At 41.3% G+C, this 19,028-nt stretch carries 14 protein-coding genes; 1 reads left to right on the top strand and 13 read right to left on the bottom strand.

Going from position 1 to position 19,028, the window contains the following annotated elements; genetic code table 11:
* Window position 1: 1 nt before the first annotated feature.
* The 5 genes from ruvA to ruvB all read right to left on the bottom strand — a co-directional run bounded on the left by ruvA (window position 2) and on the right by ruvB (window position 6,382).
* Complete coding sequence (gene ruvA, locus ALE3EI_RS06315; protein WP_186992044.1) at window positions 2–583, bottom strand: Holliday junction branch migration protein RuvA; 582 nt, start codon at window positions 581–583, stop codon at window positions 2–4.
* A gap of 76 nt (window positions 584–659) precedes the next feature.
* Window positions 660–2,960 carry an NADP-dependent malic enzyme gene (locus tag ALE3EI_RS06310; protein ID WP_186992042.1) on the bottom strand — a complete coding sequence of 767 codons (2,301 nt, stop codon included), beginning with the start codon at window positions 2,958–2,960 and terminating at the stop codon, window positions 660–662.
* Between the two features lie 61 nt (window positions 2,961–3,021).
* Window positions 3,022–3,945 carry a tRNA epoxyqueuosine(34) reductase QueG gene (gene queG / locus ALE3EI_RS06305; RefSeq protein WP_186992040.1) on the bottom strand — a complete coding sequence of 308 codons (924 nt, stop codon included), beginning with the start codon at window positions 3,943–3,945 and terminating at the stop codon, window positions 3,022–3,024.
* Between the two features lie 20 nt (window positions 3,946–3,965).
* On the bottom strand, window positions 3,966–5,318 hold the full coding sequence (locus tag ALE3EI_RS06300; protein ID WP_186992038.1) for a cytochrome P450: 1,353 nt from the start codon (window positions 5,316–5,318) through the stop codon (window positions 3,966–3,968).
* Between the two features lie 41 nt (window positions 5,319–5,359).
* Window positions 5,360–6,382, bottom strand: a complete 1,023-nt coding sequence (gene ruvB / locus ALE3EI_RS06295) for a Holliday junction branch migration DNA helicase RuvB (RefSeq protein ID WP_186992036.1) — start codon at window positions 6,380–6,382, stop codon at window positions 5,360–5,362.
* 131 nt (window positions 6,383–6,513) lie between these two features.
* On the opposite strand from ruvB, the gene ALE3EI_RS06290 reads away from it, so the two are divergent.
* Complete coding sequence (locus ALE3EI_RS06290; RefSeq protein WP_186992034.1) at window positions 6,514–7,023, top strand: peroxiredoxin-like family protein; 510 nt, start codon at window positions 6,514–6,516, stop codon at window positions 7,021–7,023.
* 145 nt (window positions 7,024–7,168) lie between these two features.
* Here the strand turns inward: ALE3EI_RS06290 and ALE3EI_RS06285 are convergent, their stop codons facing one another.
* The 8 genes from ALE3EI_RS06285 to ALE3EI_RS06250 all read right to left on the bottom strand — a co-directional run bounded on the left by ALE3EI_RS06285 (window position 7,169) and on the right by ALE3EI_RS06250 (window position 19,012).
* The gene (locus tag ALE3EI_RS06285) at window positions 7,169–8,563 is read right to left on the bottom strand and encodes an MATE family efflux transporter (protein WP_186992032.1); all 1,395 of its coding nucleotides are present in this window, start codon (window positions 8,561–8,563) and stop codon (window positions 7,169–7,171) included.
* An 88-nt stretch (window positions 8,564–8,651) separates the two neighbouring features.
* Entirely contained in the window at window positions 8,652–10,478 is a 1,827-nt protein-coding gene (locus ALE3EI_RS06280; RefSeq protein ID WP_186992030.1) for a cytochrome c oxidase subunit I, read from the bottom strand.
* A gap of 20 nt (window positions 10,479–10,498) precedes the next feature.
* Window positions 10,499–11,560, bottom strand: a complete 1,062-nt coding sequence (locus ALE3EI_RS06275; protein ID WP_186992028.1) for a cytochrome c oxidase subunit II — start codon at window positions 11,558–11,560, stop codon at window positions 10,499–10,501.
* Window positions 11,561–11,584: 24 nt separating this feature from the next.
* Window positions 11,585–12,955: a quinol:cytochrome C oxidoreductase gene (locus tag ALE3EI_RS06270; RefSeq protein WP_186992026.1), complete on the bottom strand. Its 1,371-nt coding sequence runs from the start codon at window positions 12,953–12,955 to the stop codon at window positions 11,585–11,587.
* Window positions 12,956–12,983: 28 nt separating this feature from the next.
* Window positions 12,984–13,643, bottom strand: coding sequence for a c-type cytochrome (locus ALE3EI_RS06265; protein WP_186992024.1), 660 nt, complete (start codon window positions 13,641–13,643; stop codon window positions 12,984–12,986).
* Window position 13,644: 1 nt separating this feature from the next.
* A complete protein-coding gene (locus tag ALE3EI_RS06260; protein ID WP_186992022.1) occupies window positions 13,645–14,181 on the bottom strand; it encodes a DUF3341 domain-containing protein in 537 nt (178 codons plus the stop codon).
* A gap of 1 nt (window position 14,182) precedes the next feature.
* The gene (nrfD, locus tag ALE3EI_RS06255; protein ID WP_186992020.1) at window positions 14,183–15,928 is read right to left on the bottom strand and encodes an NrfD/PsrC family molybdoenzyme membrane anchor subunit; all 1,746 of its coding nucleotides are present in this window, start codon (window positions 15,926–15,928) and stop codon (window positions 14,183–14,185) included.
* Window positions 15,929–15,955: 27 nt separating this feature from the next.
* Window positions 15,956–19,012 carry a TAT-variant-translocated molybdopterin oxidoreductase gene (locus ALE3EI_RS06250; RefSeq protein ID WP_186992018.1) on the bottom strand — a complete coding sequence of 1,019 codons (3,057 nt, stop codon included), beginning with the start codon at window positions 19,010–19,012 and terminating at the stop codon, window positions 15,956–15,958.
* Window positions 19,013–19,028: the final 16 nt, after the last annotated feature.

Below are 19,028 nucleotides of genomic sequence, written 5' to 3'. Positions count from 1 at the left end.
TTTACAAATTTTTTAAAGCTTGTTTAATAATCGATTCTACCGATGCTTCCGGGTCCTGTGCTATAATTTTATCACAAACCTTTTCGACTTGTTTCCTTGCAAATCCTAACGTCTCCAAAGCTGATAACGCTTCATTTTTATTCGTATTGCTCGAAACAGCAGAAATCCCCGACAATCCGTATACTTTTAAAATCTTATCCTTAAGATCCAAAATAACGCGTTGCGCTGTTTTAGAACCAATTCCCTTAACCGACTGGATAGATGCGATATCATTCCCCGCTATGGCCTCAGTTACCTGATCCGGCGAAAGTGAAGAAAGCATGGTTCTCGCCGTACTTGCCCCAATTCCTGAAACCGAGATCAACAGTCTGAAAATTTCACGCTCCGCCTCACTCGAGAAACCATACAATGTATGGGAGTCTTCGCGAACCAGTAAATGCGTAAATAATTTCACATTTTCACTTGTGGGGAGTTGTGAAAATGTATGTAACGAAATGCTGATAAAGTAGCCTACCCCATTACAATCTATAACGACATCAGTTGGATTTTTTTCTACTAATCTTCCCTGTATATGGGTTATCATTCGTTAATGAAATGTTAATCGCCCAAATATAGCATAATTATTTGCATCTGCCATCCCTGCAAATATGAAAATCTCTTTACTTTTTAGGCTTTTTAAGTTCCTTTTGTCTCTTTTCTTTTTGTTGTGCATCTACCACGGCAACTGCGGCCATATTCACAATTTCCTCAACACTTGCACCCAACTGAAGAATGTGTACCGGTTTCTTTAAACCAAGCATAATGGGACCAATAGATTCCACACTGTTCAACTCCTTGAGCAACTTGTAGTTACTGTTAGCAGAATCCAAATTAGGGAATATCAATGCATTTACTTTTTTACCCGCGAGTTTTGAAAATGGAAACTTTCTTTGAAGCATTACCGGGTTTAGAGCAAAATCGGTTTGCAATTCACCGTCTACCACCATGTCCGGATTAGATTTATGCAGTAATTCAACTGCCTCTCTTACCTTGTCTGCATGTGGATCCTTGGAGGATCCGAAATTGGCATAAGAGATCATCGCAATTACCGGGTCCAAACCAAACATTTTCATGGTGTAGTTGGTCATCTGGGCGATCTTTGCCAACTCTTTAGCTGTTGGATCAATATTGATAGAGGTATCACTTAAGAATAACGGACCTCTTTTTGTAAGCATCAAATTCGTCGTGGCCACCTTACTCACCCCTTCAAATTTACCAATGGTTTCCAATACCGGACGAACAACTGATGGATAAGATCTTGAATATCCAGATATCATAGCATCCGCATCACCTTCCAAAACCATCATAGAAGCAAAGTAATTACGCTCTCGTAACAGCTTTTGAGCGTCATAGAGGGAAACTCCGCTCCGTCGCCGGTTTTTCCAGAACTTTTCAGCATATTCGTTCAGCTTTTCAGTCTGATCATCACTTTTCGGGTCGATGACGTCCACTTTTGCTTCAAATTCCAACTGCTCCATCAACTCATGAATGATCTCTTTTCGTCCTAATAAAATAGGGATACCGATACCTTCATCGGAAACGATCTGAGCTGCCTTTAAAACATCCAGATGATCGGCTTCGGCAAAAACGATCCTTTTCGGATTTGTTTTCGCGCGGTTTATGAGCAGTCTAATAATCTTGTTATCGCTACCCATTCGTTCATAAAGTTCATCTCTGTACTTATTCCAGTCTGAAATCGGTTCGGTAGCTACTCCACTCTCCATTGCGGCTTTGGCCACAGCAGGAGGTACTGCAGCAATAAGTCTGGGATCAAAGGGCTTTGGAATGATATACTCTTTACCAAAGTTTAGGCGAGTTTCCCCATACGCAATATTCACTTGTTCGGGAACCGGTTCTTTAGCCAGGGCAGCAAGAGCCTTCACAGCAGCCATCTTCATTTCTTCGTTGATCTTGGTTGCTCGCACGTCGAGTGCCCCACGAAAGATAAACGGAAAGCCCAGTACATTATTTACCTGATTGGGATGATCACTTCTTCCGGTGGCCATAATGATATCACTGCGCGTCTTAACCGCCAGGTCGTAATCGATCTCAGGGTCGGGATTTGCCATAGCGAAAACAATAGGATCGTTGGCCATTGCTTTTAGCATTTTTGGAGTAACGATATCTGCAATTGAAAGACCTACAAAAACATCGGCGTCCTTCATGGCTTCTATCAGGGAATCAATCTTTCTGGAAGTAGCAAATTCTGCCTTTTCTTCTGAAAGACCTTCCCGATCCATTCGAATCACTCCTTTGCTGTCCAACATTACAATGTTTTCGGCTTTCGCTCCAAAGGCCTTGTATAAACGAGTACAGGAGACCGCTGCGGCACCTGCACCACTAATTACAATTCGTACTTCCTCGATTTTTTTCTCGGCGATCTCCAGGGCATTGATCAAGGCAGCGGCCGAAATAATAGCTGTCCCGTGTTGATCGTCGTGCATTACCGGGATATTTAGTTCTGCTTTTAGTCTTCGTTCTATCTCGAAAGCTTCAGGTGCTTTTATATCTTCCAGATTTATTCCGCCGAATGTTGGAGCAATGCTTTTAACTGCCAAGACAAAGTCATCTATATTCTCTGTGTTTACTTCAATATCGAAGACATCGATATCGGCAAATATCTTAAATAACAATCCTTTCCCTTCCATCACAGGCTTGGAAGCTTCAGGACCAATATTTCCTAACCCTAGTACGGCAGTCCCGTTTGAAATAACCGCAACTAGATTTCCTTTATTCGTATATTTATAAACGTTGTTTACATCCTTTTCTATTTCAAGGCAGGGCTCGGCTACTCCGGGAGAATACGCCAGCGAAAGATCACGTTGGGTAGCATACTTCTTGGTTGGAACTACCTGAATTTTCCCCGGACGGGGTTTTGCGTGATATAATAGTGCTTCGCGACGTTTACTTTGTTTGCTCATAGGCTGGTTAAATAGAACTTACAAAGGTAAAAGGTTAGCTGAAATGAGAAAATAATCGCCGTTAATCTTTCAGGAAGTTAATATTGCGTTTTAAACCTTCGTATTTGGTTCTCTTTACCGCACTTTTTTTAAAAAGTTCATTAAAAACATCTTTAGTAATCTCCTCCCAATCCTTTTTACTCATGTTTAAGAGTTTGGGATTAGGATCGAACAGGGGTTCCCTATGAGATTTAGAAAAACGATTCCACGGACAAACGTCCTGACAAACATCACAGCCAAACACCCAATCATCGTACTCCCCTTTAAAGGAAGTTGGAATCTCATTTTTAAGTTCGATGGTAAAATAAGAAATACATTTACTGCCATCTACCTTATAGGGTTCTACTATTGCTTCAGTTGGGCAGGCATCAATACAGGCTGTACAAGAACCGCAATGATCGGTAACCGGAGTATCGTATTCGAGTTCAAGATCCAATATTAATTCAGCAATAAAATAAAATGAACCCAGTTGTTTGGTAAGCAAATTCGTATGCTTACCCATCCAGCCCAATCCACTTTTCGCCGCCCAAGCTTTGTCTAGGACCGGAGCAGAGTCGACAAAAGCTCTACCGTGTACATCGCCAATTTCACTGTTAATAAAGAAAAGTAACTGTTTCAGTTTATCCTTGATCACGAAGTGATAATCGGTTCCGTACGCGTATTTCGAGAGCTTATAAGTTCCGGGATCCTGCGTTTTTTCAGGATAGTAATTGAGCAACAATGAAATAACACTTTTAGAACCGGGAACCAGTTTGGTGGGATCCAAACGCTTATCGAAATAATTTTCCATATATCCCATTTCGCCATGCATGTTGTTATTCAACCACTTTTCCAGACGCGGTGCTTCCTCTTCAAGAAATCCGGCCTTACTAATCCCACAAGACATAAAACCCAGGCGCTTGGCCTCGGTCTTAATGAGCTGTGTATTTTTATTTCTGTGGTCCACAGGTTTTAACGCATTCAATTTTAATTATTCCTTTTGTCAAAAGTAGCTGTAACTCCAATCGGCTTTAAAGTGATCAATGGGTTGAGTTTTATATCAACCTTATTGGTTTTAAGCCTGTAATTCTTCACGATATAGGCCGTTGCCAAAACCATCTCATAAACGGCGAAACTCATACCAATACACATGCGGGGGCCGGCACCAAAAGGATAATAGCAGTCATTGGTGAGTTTCTTTTGTTCCCCAATAAAACGTTCGGGTTTAAACGCATTGGGTGATTCCCAATATTCGGGATGACGATGTAACTCATAAAAGGAAACACCCACCAGAGTATTTTTCCGAATATGAAAATCTTTAATAATATCGTCTTCAAGATTCTCGCGATCTGTGATCCAGGCGGGTGGATACAGACGCATGGATTCGTCTATCACCGCTCTGGTATATTCCATGATTTTAATTTGCTCTGTGAGATTTGAGGTTTTCGCAGTAACTTTCAGTATTTCTTCGTAAACTTTTTGACATTCACTGGGGTGTTTTGCCAGCAAAAATATGGTAAAGGTGAGCGCATTGGCGGTGGTCTCATGCCCTGCGACGAATAGAATCGAAATTTCATCTATGAGTTGCTCGGTGGTCATAGGCTCCCCGGTATCTTCATATCGCGTGGCCAGAAGCATATCCAAAAGATCCTCATGAGTTTCGTTAGATTCCTTACGTTTTTCGATGATCTTCTGAATAATTTCCCTGGATTCCTGAGCAAGTTGTTTATGCCTCTTAACTTGTCCACTCACATGAAACCACCATCCTTTATGCGGAAGCCTGATCTCTTTCACTAAAAATAGCTGTATTTCCTGAATGATCTTCTGAAGTCGTTTTAGGGTTTCTCCAGAAACCGATACATTGAAGAGTGCATTTGCCACTACATTAAATGCTAATTCATTCATCACATTAAAAACATCAACTTCTTTCTTTGTTGGCAATTCAAAAAGTTCCTCTTCTATGGTCTCCTGAATGAGAGCTATTAGCGACTCCATTTTCTTTCGGTGAAAAGCAGGTTGAATAAGGCGTCGCTGCTGAAGCCAGTAATCACCATTCGCTGTAAGCAATCCATTGCCCAGATACTTCGAAAGATATTTTGTCTGAATCGTAGATTTAAAATAATTCTTATGGTTTTTCTGAAGTATGTATTGCACCACCTCTTTATCCCGGGACAATAATATTCGTTTACCGTTACCCAGGTTCACCGAAAAGGTATCCCCATAGCTATTGAAGAATTTTCTGTGAAATGGGAGCGGATTTTTCCTGATGGCTTCGGCATTCAAAAAAAATTTGAGCAATGGAAGTGATCTGGGGTAATTATATGTTTTGTGCTTTGGCATTTCAAAATTTATGAGCACTCAGAAACGGTGCTTTCGGCATATTAAAAAAGTCCGCCTTGAGAAGGACCCTTACTTTTCCCAAGATGCTTATAGGCCGCTTCAGTTACTTCGCGACCCCGGGGTGTTCTTATAATAAAGCCCTGCTGAATTAAGAACGGCTCGTAAACTTCCTCAATGGTTTCGCTACTTTCCGAAACTGCAGTTGCCAGCGTCGTAATCCCTACCGGTCCACCTTTGAATTTATCTATTAAGGTAGTTAATATTTTATTGTCCATTTCATCAAGACCGTGTGCGTCCACATGTAGAGCTTCCAGTGCAATTCTGGCAATTTTTATATCGATATTCCCGTCTCCTTTTATTTGAGCAAAATCTCTTACCCTGCGCAATAGCGCATTGGCAATTCGTGGCGTCCCTCTACTTCTTCCTGCGATCTCAATAGCGGCTTCCATTGAAATGGGCATTTTTAAAATTCCTGCGCTACGTTGAATTATCGTGGTGAGTAGTTCGGTAGTATAATACTGAAGTCTTGAAGATATTCCGAATCGCGCTCGCATTGGAGCCGTTAACAGCCCCGAACGGGTAGTAGCACCGATTAGAGTAAACGGGTTTAGATTGATCTGAACAGAACGTGCATTGGGCCCGGTTTCGATCATTATATCGATCTTATAATCTTCCATAGCCGAATACAGGTATTCTTCAACGATAGGACTTAATCTGTGAATTTCATCGATAAATAATACATCCCTTTCATCGAGATTAGTTAATAATCCAGCCAGATCTCCAGGTTTGTCGAGTACGGGTCCGGAGGTTACTTTTATCCCTACCGAAAGTTCATTGGCGAGTATATGGGCCAAGGTGGTTTTTCCTAAGCCCGGGGGACCGTGAAACAAGGTATGATCCAGTGCTTCATCTCTTAGATTTGCCGCCTGAACAAAGATCTGAAGATTTTCCAGTGCCTGATCCTGCCCTGTAAAGTCGTCGAATGTAAGGGGTCGCAATTTCTTCTCTATGTCGAGATCGATCGGACTCAGATTTTCGTCGGTTGGGTCAAGATTTTCGTTCATAAAACAAATATACGAACTGTAATTATACTGTAAGACTCTTATTCGAGCGTTGTTTATAACTATTTAACACTCATTTAATAGAGTCTTGTGAGATTGTCTTTATTTCAATTTTTATCTTTAAATAAAAAACTATGATAAAGCCAAATGCACTCTGTCCAGATCTGAAATTACCGTTAGTAGAAGGAGGGGATTGGGAGTTAAAGGACCAAAACCCGGAACATTTTACAATGATGATTTTTTACCGTGGATTACACTGTCCCGTATGTAAAAAATATCTTGAAGCACTCGAAAAGAAGTTAAGCGACTTTAAAGACCGGGGAGTTGATGTAGTTGCTATTAGCATGGATACTGAAAAAAGAGCTAAAATTTCAACTGAAAAATGGGATATAAAGAATGTTCCCGTCGCTTACAGTATGACCGAAGCAATAGCCAGGGATTGGGGTTTGTATATTTCAAAAGCGATAAAAGATGAGGAACCCGAGGTGTTTTCTGAACCTGCCTTGTTTCTGGTAAGACCCGATAAAACGCTGTATAGTGCATCTATTCAAACCATGCCGTTTGCCCGACCTCAGTTTGATGATCTACTGAAATCTATCGATTTTATAAACGAAAAGAATTATCCTGCCCGAGGAGGTAAATAAAAAAAGCCACAAATCAAATTGCAGCTTTATGGAATTGACAGGCTCCTCTTCCTGTCAACTAGTATTAACAGCATAAAGGTACTTATCCTTCCATTTTGTACCAATACGTAGTTTCACGTATTTCTGATGAATAGCGCATAAAAGACTATACTTTAACGGTTTTCCAGGCTCCTCTTTTAAACAGGAACACCCCGATCACGGCGATAAGGGCTTCGGCCAGTGTTATAGCCAGTAGCACCCCTAAAACACCCCAATTAAAGTACAAAGCAGCAACATAGGCAAATGGAAGTTGGAACAACCAAAAACAAAAGAAATTAATTATAGTTGGCGTACGGGTATCACCCGCCCCATTGAATGCCTGAATGACTACCATCCCATAGGCATAGAATACATAACCTGCTGCGATCACCCTAAGACTCAATGCACCATATTTAATAACCTGTGGATCTTCACTGAATATTTTCAGAATATACTCGGCAAAAAACAAATACCCCAAAGAGACGATAACCATAAATATTGCATTGTACTTACCGGTCTTCCATACAGATCGTTCTGCGCGTAAGGGCCGATTGGCACCAAGATTCTGACCCACAAGTGTTGCCGCTGCATTACTCATGCCCCAGGAAGGCATCAGCGTGAACATCAAAACTCGAATTGCAATGGTATAGCCCGCCAACACTTCACTGCCAAATTCGGCCATAATGCGCATTAAAAAAACCCAACTCGAGGTTCCTATAATAAACTGGAAGATTCCTCCCAGTGAGACCCTAATGAGGTTCATCATTATACCTAGCCTTATGATAGAATCCTTTATACCTACTTTGATCTTACTCCAACCGTAAAACAAAATGAGCAGTTGAATAATTACTGCAGATCCCCTGCCAATGGTTGTAGCAATCGCGGCTCCTTTAACACCAAAAGCCGGAATTGGTCCGAGACCGAAAATAAAAATAGGGTCAAGAATTATATTCAGGATATTTGAAATTATTAAGACCTTCATGGCTACAGATGCATCTCCGGCTCCTCTGAAAATTGCATTTATAATAAAAAGCAACATAATGGTTACATTACCCCCAAGTAAGATCTGGGTGTATTGGTAACCTTCAGCAATAAGCTCTGGCTCACCACCCATGAGAGCTAGGATTTCCTTTGGAAATAGAATACCCACAACACTTATCATCATGGCAAGTGCAATCCCAAGAATGATAGACTGCACCGCTGTTTTGGCAGCTCCGTCCCTATCCTTTTCCCCTGTTCTTCTGGCAACGATCGCAGTCACTCCCATGCTTAATCCAATGGCAATAGCGTAAACTAAGGTCAGTACAGATTCGGTAAGACCTACAGTCGCTATAGCCCTTGGTCCAAGACTTGAAACGAAGTATGCATCTACAAGAAAAAAGATAGATTCCATCATCATTTCCAGCACCATAGGAACCGATAACATAAAAATAGCCTTTCGAATACTGCCTGAAGTATAATCTTCTTCAGTACCCGATACCGCTGCTCCAAAATGTTTGACGATCTTTTTAACGGTATTCATAACGTCTATAAAAAGAACGCTAAGATAAAAAAGAAAACCCTCCAAAACATAGTGTTAGGGAGGGCTTTTATCTTTTTACATCTTTTCGTTAATGATGCATTTCTTCTTCGTTTTCCTGAAGCGGAATGTGCTGTGGTGCATAATCCTGCCCCGGAAGGACATAATCTGTCTCATCGGCATTGAGCTTACTGTAATCATACGCCCATCGATACACATGAGGTATAGGTCCATCCCAGTTTCCGTGGATGTGTTTTACTTCTGCGGTCCATTCAAGTGTATTCGACTTCCAAGGATTCTTAGGTCCTTTCTTTCCGTAGAACATAGAGTGGATGAAGTTATAAAGGAATACCAACTGTGCTGCGGCCGTAATAATAGCAAAGATTGTTATTACCACATTTACATCGGTAAGGTCGTCAAAATACGGAAAATTGGTATTGGTGTAATAACGTCGAGGTAGTCCCGCCATTCCAATAAAGTGCATAGGGAAGAAAACTCCATAAGCACCTACCACAGTCACCCAAAAATGTATATAGCCCAGATTCTTATTGAGCATCCGTCCTTCAAACATTTTTGAAAACCAGTGATATACTCCGGCAAACAAACCATACAGCGCTGAAATACCCATTACCAAGTGAAAGTGAGCTACAACGAAGTAGGTATCGTGAACGTTTATATCTAATGCACTATCACCAAGAATAATTCCCGTAAGTCCTCCTGAAATAAAAGTAGACACAAATCCTATAGAGAACAACATGGCGGTATTCATCTGGAGATTCCCTTTCCAGAGTGTCGTGATCCAGTTAAATGCTTTTACCGCGGAAGGGATTGCGATCAAAAGTGTTGTAAATGTAAACACCGAACCAAGGAACGGATTCATTCCTGTAACGAACATATGATGTCCCCACACGATAGTAGATAAAAACGCGATCGCAAGTATTGAAGCAACCATCGCACGATAACCAAATATTGGTTTTCGTGAGCTCGTAGCAATAATTTCAGAAACCAGTCCCATCGCCGGGAGGATTACAATATATACTTCCGGGTGACCAAGGAACCAGAACAAGTGTTCGAATAAAACAGGAGACCCTCCTTGATTATGGAGTACTTCACCGGCAATATAGATGTCTGAAAGGAAAAATGATGTTCCAAAACTACGATCCATAATAAGCATGAGGGCAGCAGAAAATAATACAGGGAAGGAAACAACCCCAATGATAGCTGTCACAAAAAACGCCCAGATGGTCAACGGAAGTCGCGTCATGGACATACCCTTAGTTCGCAAGTTGATTACGGTAACTATATAGTTTAATGATCCCAATAACGAAGATGCAATAAAGACTGCCATAGAAACCAACCATAGGGTCATACCGGCACCAGATCCTGGTATAGCCTGCGGTAGCGCACTAAGTGGTGGATAGATAGTCCATCCTGCTGAAGCCGGTCCTGCCTCTACAAATAACGATAAAACCATGATCACACTTGATAGGAAAAACAACCAATAGGAGATCATGTTGAGGAATCCCGAAGCCATATCACGGGCTCCTATCTGCAACGGAATCAACAAATTACTGAATGTACCACTTAATCCGGCGGTCAAAACAAAGAATACCATAATGGTACCGTGTATTGTAACCAAGGCCAGATACACATTGGGGTCCATTACACCACCTTCTGCCCATTTTCCCAGAAAGATCTCAAATATTGTAAAGGGTTCTTCGGGCCAGGCCAATTGCATTCTGAAAAGAATAGACATAGCAATACCAATGATACCCATGAACAGCCCTGTAATAAGGTACTGCTTGGAGATCATTTTATGATCCTGACTAAAGATATATTTAGTTATAAAGGTCTCTTTATGATGATGTCCGTGATCATCGTGGTGATCTTCTGCGTGGTCGTGTGCGTGTGCTGACATATCTTTTTAAACTATTTTTATTATTGATTTAGAGTTTCTGAAATGGTTTTTTGAGTTTCCATCCATGCGTTAAACTCTTCTTCGGTTTCTACTATGATCTTCATCTGCATATTGTAGTGATTATTTCCACATATCTTGTTACAAAGAAGTATATAGTCAAACACATATTCTTCCAGAGGTTCTTCCCCCTTAGCAGCTAAGGCAAGGCTATTTTCTCTTCTAATTTTATTAATCTTAGTTACCTTAGCGACAATGTCCTCATTTTCACGCATCTCTTCTGTGGTGATGGTTGGGGTAAATGAAAACTGAGTGATCATACCGGGCACGCAGTTCATTTGAGCCCTGAAATGCGGCATATAGGCTGAGTGTAATACGTCCTGAGATCGCATTTTAAAAATAATCTTTCTTCCTACAGGCAAATGTAATTCGTTTACGACTACATCATCCTGAGCATACGGATCTGAACCATCTACACCGAGTTGATTTACACCTTCAATCAATCGAACATTTGCCTCTCCCAAGGTATTATCCTCACCACTGTATCTCGCTCTCCAATCGAATTGATACGCATACAGTTCAATAACCATAGGATCGTCTTCCTCATTGATATTCATTATATCGGTCCAGGTAAACAAACCATAGATAATAAGGCCGGCAAGAACGATTACAGGAATAATAGTCCAGATAAATTCAAGTTTATCATTATCGGCGTAAAACAATGCCTTTCTCGGTCTGTCACCTCTGTATTTAAAGGCAAAATAGTGTAACAACCATTGCGTTATGATCCCGACGATAAAAATAAGTATCATCGAAACCAGCATCAACTGGTCAATCTCCAGACCGTGTTCTGATGCTGCCACCGGCAATAACACATCAAACCATTTCCAGAAGCACACTGCCAAAATGATATAAATGAAAAACACAAATCCCAGCATTAACCATCCGTTAATGTTGTTATCCTTTTCGTTAGCTATTTCTGAAGTATCGGTTTGCGCAGTTTGAGACATTTGAAATATTTTGCTCATTTGCCAAACAGCAACGCCAAAAAGAATGATTACTAATACAACTAAAAATGCGGTCATCGTTATCTGTCTTCTAAATTTTTATTAATAATGAAAATGCTTACTTTCCTTCATAAACGGATTGTTTTTCGCCAATAACGGCGCTTTTGCCAGTGCTGTGAACACTACCAAAACAAACAGTCCAAAGAAAAACAGCATCGATCCTATTTCAGGTAATCCAATATACCATGATTTTCCAACGGTAGCCGGCATAACCATATTGAACACATCGACATAGTGGCCTGCTAATATTACTATTCCGGTCATTACCACGAACCAGTTTATTCTCTTATAATCACTGTTCATTAATAACAGAACTGGGAAAACAAAATTCATCACTAACATTCCGAAGAATGGTAGCTTATAATCTTCTATTCTGGTAACGAAATAGGTTACTTCTTCCGGGATGTTTGCATACCAGATAAGCATGAATTGTGAAAACCACAAGTAGGTCCAGAAAATACTGAAGGCAAACATGAATTTTGCTAAATCGTGAATATGACTATCGTTCACGTATTCCAGATACCCCTGAGATTTTAAAATCATTGTAACCATGGCGATTACCGTAAATGCGCACACCATCATTCCGGCAAATACATACCAACCGAACAAGGTGCTAAACCAATGAGGATCGAAACTCATGATCCAATCCCATGACATCATAGATTCGGTTACTATAAAGAATACGAGGAATACCGCCGACATTTTAAAATTCTTTTTAAACCAACGGTTATCTGTAGCATCGTCATCTCGGAGTGAATATTTTCGCGAATAGAATCTATAAAGGTTCCATCCTATAAGGTAAATAGCTGCGCGGATAAGAAAGAAAGGTACATTAAGATAACCACTCTTTCCGTCAATGATCTTGTCGTATTTGTCACTGTTAACATCAACTAATTCGGGATCCATCCAATGAAAAATATGATTTACTCCAAAAGCAGACAATAGTAAAAGAACAAATAAGATCACTGAAGCTATGGGAAGATAGGCCGTTATTCCTTCCATCACTCTAAATAATACTGGTGACCAACCGGCCTGTGCCGCATACTGTATTGCGTAAAAGGCAAGGGTTCCTAAAGCGATCATGAAAAAGAAGAAAGATGCGATATAAAGGGCAGACCATGGTCTGTTCTGCATTTGATGCAAAGTATGCAATAAATGTTCTTCCTCATTATCGTGGGCATTATCACTACTCACACCATGCGACGCTTTGGTTTCATCGTGACCTCCGGCGTGCTCATCTTTCATCATCTCGTGGTCTCCGGCAGTTCCTTCGTCATGATGTGCATCGGCCATCATTTCTTTTACTTCAGCCGTAGTAGACGGTGTGGTAAGAAATCCTGAAATGATTCCAATGGCGCCAACCACCATAAAAATAGTAGCGAACAGTTTCAATTTATTAGGTAGCGTATACATATCTCTAGCTATTCTCTTAATTCTTTAATTACTGATCTTCTGAAGTTGATGTCGTTTCAGAAGTATTATTTTCGGTTAATGACGGCGTATTTGTCAGTGTTGAATCTGCAATACTCGGGGTGAGCCCGGGCTCGCCTTTTAAAGCAGCTTTTAGATTCATAACGTGTTGTGTAATTTGCCAACGTTCCAGTTCATTGGTTTGAGAAGCATAAGACCCCATTGCATTAAGCCCATACATCTGCACATGGTAAATACTACCTTCAGTAATATTACGTCCCGGATCTGCATAACTTGGAATCCCTAAAAATTTCTTTCGCTCGGCTAAAGTTCCTATCCCGTCTCCACTATCCCCGTGGCAAATCGCACAATATATTGTGTATAACTGTGCTCCTGCCGCAAGATTTTCATCTGTTACCTCAAGAGGGTTTTTCAATTCCAAACGAGCAAGTTCTAAACCGGCTGTTGTATTCTCATAATCGTAAGGTTGCCATCCACGAGGAATTGATCCTTCTGCCGGTAACATGGCTTCCATATTACCCGGAAAGACATCGTATTCGCCATAGGTTTCGTAGCCCACCGGTTCATACATATTTGGCATATACTGATAGTTAGGTTTGTCTGAATTAAAACAGGAAACCAAACTCAGGGAAGCTACCATTACTAAGCTTATGTTGATTAATTTCTTCATATTAGTGGTCTTCGTCATTTTCAATTAAACTAATTTCCAATGCACCTGTGTCGTATAAAAACTTTGAAAGTTGTTCTACATCATTGTTTCCAACATCTACTGCCATTAAAAAATGATCATCTGTAGTTCTCACATCAGGGTTCTCCGCCTTTTTAAAAGGCCATAATTTACTACGCATATAAAAGGTGATCACCATTAAGTGAGCAGCAAAGAATACGGTCATTTCAAACATGATGGGAACAAATGCCGGCATATTTTCAATATAGCTGAAACTCGGTTTACCCCCAATGTTTTGAGGCCAATCCTGTATCATGATATAATTCATCATTACAGTTGCAACCGATAATCCTACCAATCCGTATAGAAAGGAGGTGATCGCAATTCGCGTAGGAGCCAGTCCCATTGCCTTGTCTAGACCATGAACGGGAAAAGGCGTATACACCTCTTCAATATGGTAATGTTCACCTCTCACTTGCTTCACAGCCTGCATTAAGAGGTCGTCATCTGTATAAATAGCGTGAATCACTTTTGATGCCATACTACTGATTGTTTTTAAGTTTTGATGCCTGTCCGGCCCAATCGTCGCGCTTCGCTCTACCCGGGAATTCATCGATTATACTGTCTAACAGGTCATATTCTCTATCGGTCATTCTACTTACCTGATCAAAGGTGTAGATACCCAGTTGATGTAATTTCTGTTCCATAACGGGCCCAACGCCACTAATCTTCTTAAGATCGTCCTGAGTTTGGGTCGCAGGATCGAATCTTCCAATACCATCCAACAGACTTTCAACTCTCTCATCATCTACTGCAGAAGTCGTTATGGTACCGGTACTTGTGGTGGCTGTTCCTGAAACTTTAGAACCTCCTGCAATTACTCCATAGTGCTTTACATCGTCTCCATGCTCTGAGCGCAATTTTTTGTATTTACTTCCCGAGCTTTTCAGAATAGATTTTACTTCAGCCTGTGCGATCACAGGGAAAGTTCTGGCATACAACAAGAACAAAACAAAGAAGAATCCGATAGTTCCTATAAAGATCCCTATATCTACGAATGTAGGTGAGAACATCGTCCAAGAGGACGGAAGATAATCACGGTGCAGGGAAGTAACGATGATCACAAAACGTTCAAACCACATTCCTATGTTTACCACGATGGAAATAAAGAATGAAAACATGATACTGGTTCGCAATTTTTTAAACCACATAAACTGAGGAGAAAATACATTACAGGTCATCATTGCCCAATACGCCCACCAGTAAGGACCGGTTGCACGATTAAGGAATGCATACTGTTCGTATTCAACACCCGAATACCAGGCGATAAACAATTCGGTAATATAAGCCACCCCTACGATAGAACCTGTGATCATGATCACGATGTTCATCAATTCTATATGCTGAATGGTAATATAATCTTCAAGATTGGACACCTTACGCATTATGATTAGCAGCGTATTTACCATGGCAAATCCTGAAAATATCGCTCCTGCTACGAAGTACGGTGGGAAAATGGTGGTATGCCATCCCGGAATTACCGATGTAGCAAAGTCAAAGGATACAATAGTATGTACCGAAAGTACCAGCGGTGTTGCCAATCCGGCGAGAACCAATGAAACTTCCTCAAATCGTTGCCAGTCTTTTGCTCGCCCGCTCCATCCGAAGGATAAGATACTGTAAACTCTTTTGGTAAAAGGTGTAATCGCGCGGTCACGAATCATTGCAAAATCGGGAAGTAATCCTGTCCACCAGAATACCAGCGATACAGATAAATACGTAGAGATCGCGAATACATCCCAAAGTAATGGTGAATTAAAGTTTACCCATAAAGAACCAAACTGGTTTGGAATTGGCAGTACCCAATACGCAAGCCATGGCCGTCCCATGTGTATAATTGGAAACAATCCCGCCTGGATCACTGAGAAGATAGTCATCGCCTCTGCCGAACGGTTTACCGCCATTCTCCATTTTTGACGGAAGAGCAATAGTACTGCAGAAATTAGTGTTCCTGCGTGACCAATACCTACCCACCAAACAAAGTTGGTAATATCCCAGGCCCAGTTAACTGTTGGATTTAACCCCCAAACTCCAATACCCGTGGAAATGGTGTAAATAATACACCCAATTCCCCATAGAAAGGCAATTAGAGCAATGGAAAATACTATCCACCATGATTTGTTGGCTTTGCCTTCAACAGGTGCAGCCACGTCCACTGTAACATCGTGGTAGGATTTATCTCCCGTAACTAAGGGTTGCCTAATAGGTGCTTCGTAATGCGACGCCATATCTTTATATACTATTACTTAGTTAGTTTAAACTTCTTCAGTATTTCTTACCATCGCCTGATACACCACGTTGGGTTTTGTACCTACAGCTTCCAGTAAGTGATACATTCTTTTATCTGTTTTCTTTTTGTATATCTCGCTGTCGTGATCGTTGATATCTCCAAAAACGATCGCTCCGGTATTACATGCTGCCGAACAAGCCGTGGAGAATTCTCCGTCTTTAATTGCTCTGCCATCACGTTTTGCTTCAAGAATGGTCAACTGTGTTTTCTGAATACACATTGAACATTTCTCCATAACTCCACGAGAACGAACTACCACGTCTGGATTCAATACCATTCGACCAAGATCATTGTTCATGTTATAATCGAACTCATCGTTTTCGGCATATAAGAACCAGTTAAATCTTCGAACTTTATACGGACAGTTGTTCGCACAATATCGAGTGCCTACACAACGGTTGTAAGCCATGTGGTTTTGCCCTTGACGGCCGTGCGATGTTGCCGCAACAGGACAAACTGTTTCGCAGGGTGCGTGATTACAATGCTGACACATTAGAGGCTGAAAAGCGACCTGAGGATTCTCTGAAGCGACTTCCAGTTCGGCAAATTCAGACAATGAACTTCCCAGACCTGAAATATTCTCTTTCTTTTCAAGATCACCGGCAAAAGCCTCTTCACTGGAATAATATCTGTCAATACGCAACCAGTGCATATTTCTACTCTTTCTTATCTCTTCTTTTCCAACGACAGGAACATTATTCTCTGCTGTACAAGCGATCACACAAGCACCACAGCCGGTACAAGCGTTAAGGTCTATCGACAAGTTAAAATGATGCCCTACACCGCGTTCAAATTCATCCCAAAGATCAGCATCCGGCGAAGTTACCGGGATCATAGCATGATCCTTAGACACAAGAGGAACGGCATTCCATTCCTTCGCATCCTTTGTCTTAAATATTTCAAGTGAGGTTTCACGAATGATATCACGCCCCATCATTGTATTTTGTAATTGAGTACAGGCAAACTCATGCTCTCCACCTGTTTTTTCAAGAGTTACATTCTGTACCGCCGAGAAGTTATTATACAAGCGGTAAGCGTTCACTCCGGTTTGCATTTCCTTCTGAACAGCTTCTTTTTTTCCGTAACCTAAAGCCAGACCAACAGATCCTTTTGCCTGTCCGGGCTGAATTAGCACCGGTACTTTTTCGATCACTATATCTCCCATCTTCACATTCACGTAGCTTCCGTTTAAAGCTCCGTTAGCCACATGGGTGTTTTCGAGATTCATTGCTTTGGCATCTGAAGCTGAAACCGTAAGGTAATTGTCCCAGGCAGCTCTGGTGATTGGATCGGGCATCTCCTGTAACCATGGGTTATTCGCCTGTTGCCCGTCTCCCAATGCGGTTGTAGTATAGAGCGTAAGCTCCATTCCGCCATCTTGAGTGGTCATGGCCATTGCTCCATTAGCCGTATTGCTTTCCAGAGTAGCCGACGTTTCATCTAGGGTAGCTTCATCTCCTTCTACCTGTGCGTCGCTTACCAATATTCCGTCATGCAACGCCTTATTCCATGAAGTAGAACCTAAAACACCACTCCAGTTTTCCTTAATATAATCGTAATAGTTGTTTGTATTTCCTGTCCATTTTAACAAGCAATCCTGAAATTGTCTGGTATTAAAAATGGTTCTGATCGTTGGTTGCATCAAAGAGAATGTACCCTTCTTCATTTGCACATCACCCCAGGATTCGAGATAGTGTGGCGTGGCCGCTACCAACTGTGCGCGAGATGCTGTTGCGTCCTTCTTCATTGTGAAAGCAAGTGTCATCTCTAAATTTTCGTAGGCTACAGCGAAATCCTTGCTAGGGAAAGAATAGACAGGATCCACACCAACGGTAATCAGTCCTTTTATACTTCCCGAAATCACACCGTCCATGACACGCTTCACCTCAACTGCATTCCCCATACGGGTAAGTCGTGGCTTGGCAGAATCCATCACTATACTGTTTGCGTTGTAGTCCAGTGCTCGGGTTTGGGAATCAACATCGGATAATCCGGTGATGATCACTCCTTTATTCCCGGCTTTTCTCAGATGATTCTTAGCACTTTCAACAGCTGCCATTACGTTTTCGGGCAAGCCTGAAGCACTTCCTCCGGTTAGTGCCTTCAATACTTCTTTTTGCTGAGATGGAGTCACCGGGACACGCTTATCGGCATTGGCACCACTTAATGTCATATTAGCTTCAAACTGAATATGCTTAGACATTTTTCCATTTTTCGGAACACGTCCTTTTGCATATCCACTATCGTATCCACCTCCTTGCCAATCTCCAAGAAAATCGGCTCCTACTGAAACGATCGTTTCAGCTTTTGAAAAATCGTAATCGGCTAATCCTCTACTTCCGAATTTATTCTGAAAAGCCTGAATGGCTTCCGAAGAAGAAACCGTATCGTAAATTACATGACGTACGTTTGGATATTTTGAAGCAAATTCCTTAATTAATTTTGTAGTTGACGGACTGGCGAAAGTTTGAGTTAACAATACAACATCCTTACCCGCCATTTCGTTCATTTTTCCGGCAACGGCAATATCAAAATCTTCCCAACTAACATCTTCACCATTTACCATTGGGCCTTGCAATCTGTTGTTGTCGTAAAGCGACAATACAGAAGCCTGGGTTCTGGCATTCACACTGGAATTTACTGCCAGATCATTTCGCTCAATTTTAATAGGCCTTCCTTCTCTTGTTTTAACAAGCACATTGGCAAAATCGAAACCGTCTGCCATGGTTGTGGCGTAGTAATTTGCCACTCCGGGTACGATCTCATCGGGACCAACTACATAAGGAATAGACTTTATAACGGGTCCTTCACATGCTGCTAAAGAAGCTGCGGCCGTAGTAAAACCAACGTATTTTAAGAAATCGCGACGTGTGGTTGAAGAAGTCTCCAACGTTTCCTTGTTTCCAAGGAATTCATCTGTTGGTATAGGCTCTACAAATTCATTTTGTTGTAGCGTATCAACAATAGAGCTGTTCTCGTTTAGCTCTTCAACACTTTTCCAGTATTTCTTGTTTGATGCCATATTGCTATTTGAAATT

The sequence above is a fragment of the Constantimarinum furrinae genome, from assembly GCF_014295415.1.
In the GTDB taxonomy this organism is placed as follows: Bacteria; Bacteroidota; Bacteroidia; order Flavobacteriales; family Flavobacteriaceae; genus Constantimarinum; species Constantimarinum furrinae.
This window is presented reverse-complemented; position numbering and strand designations above follow the sequence as displayed.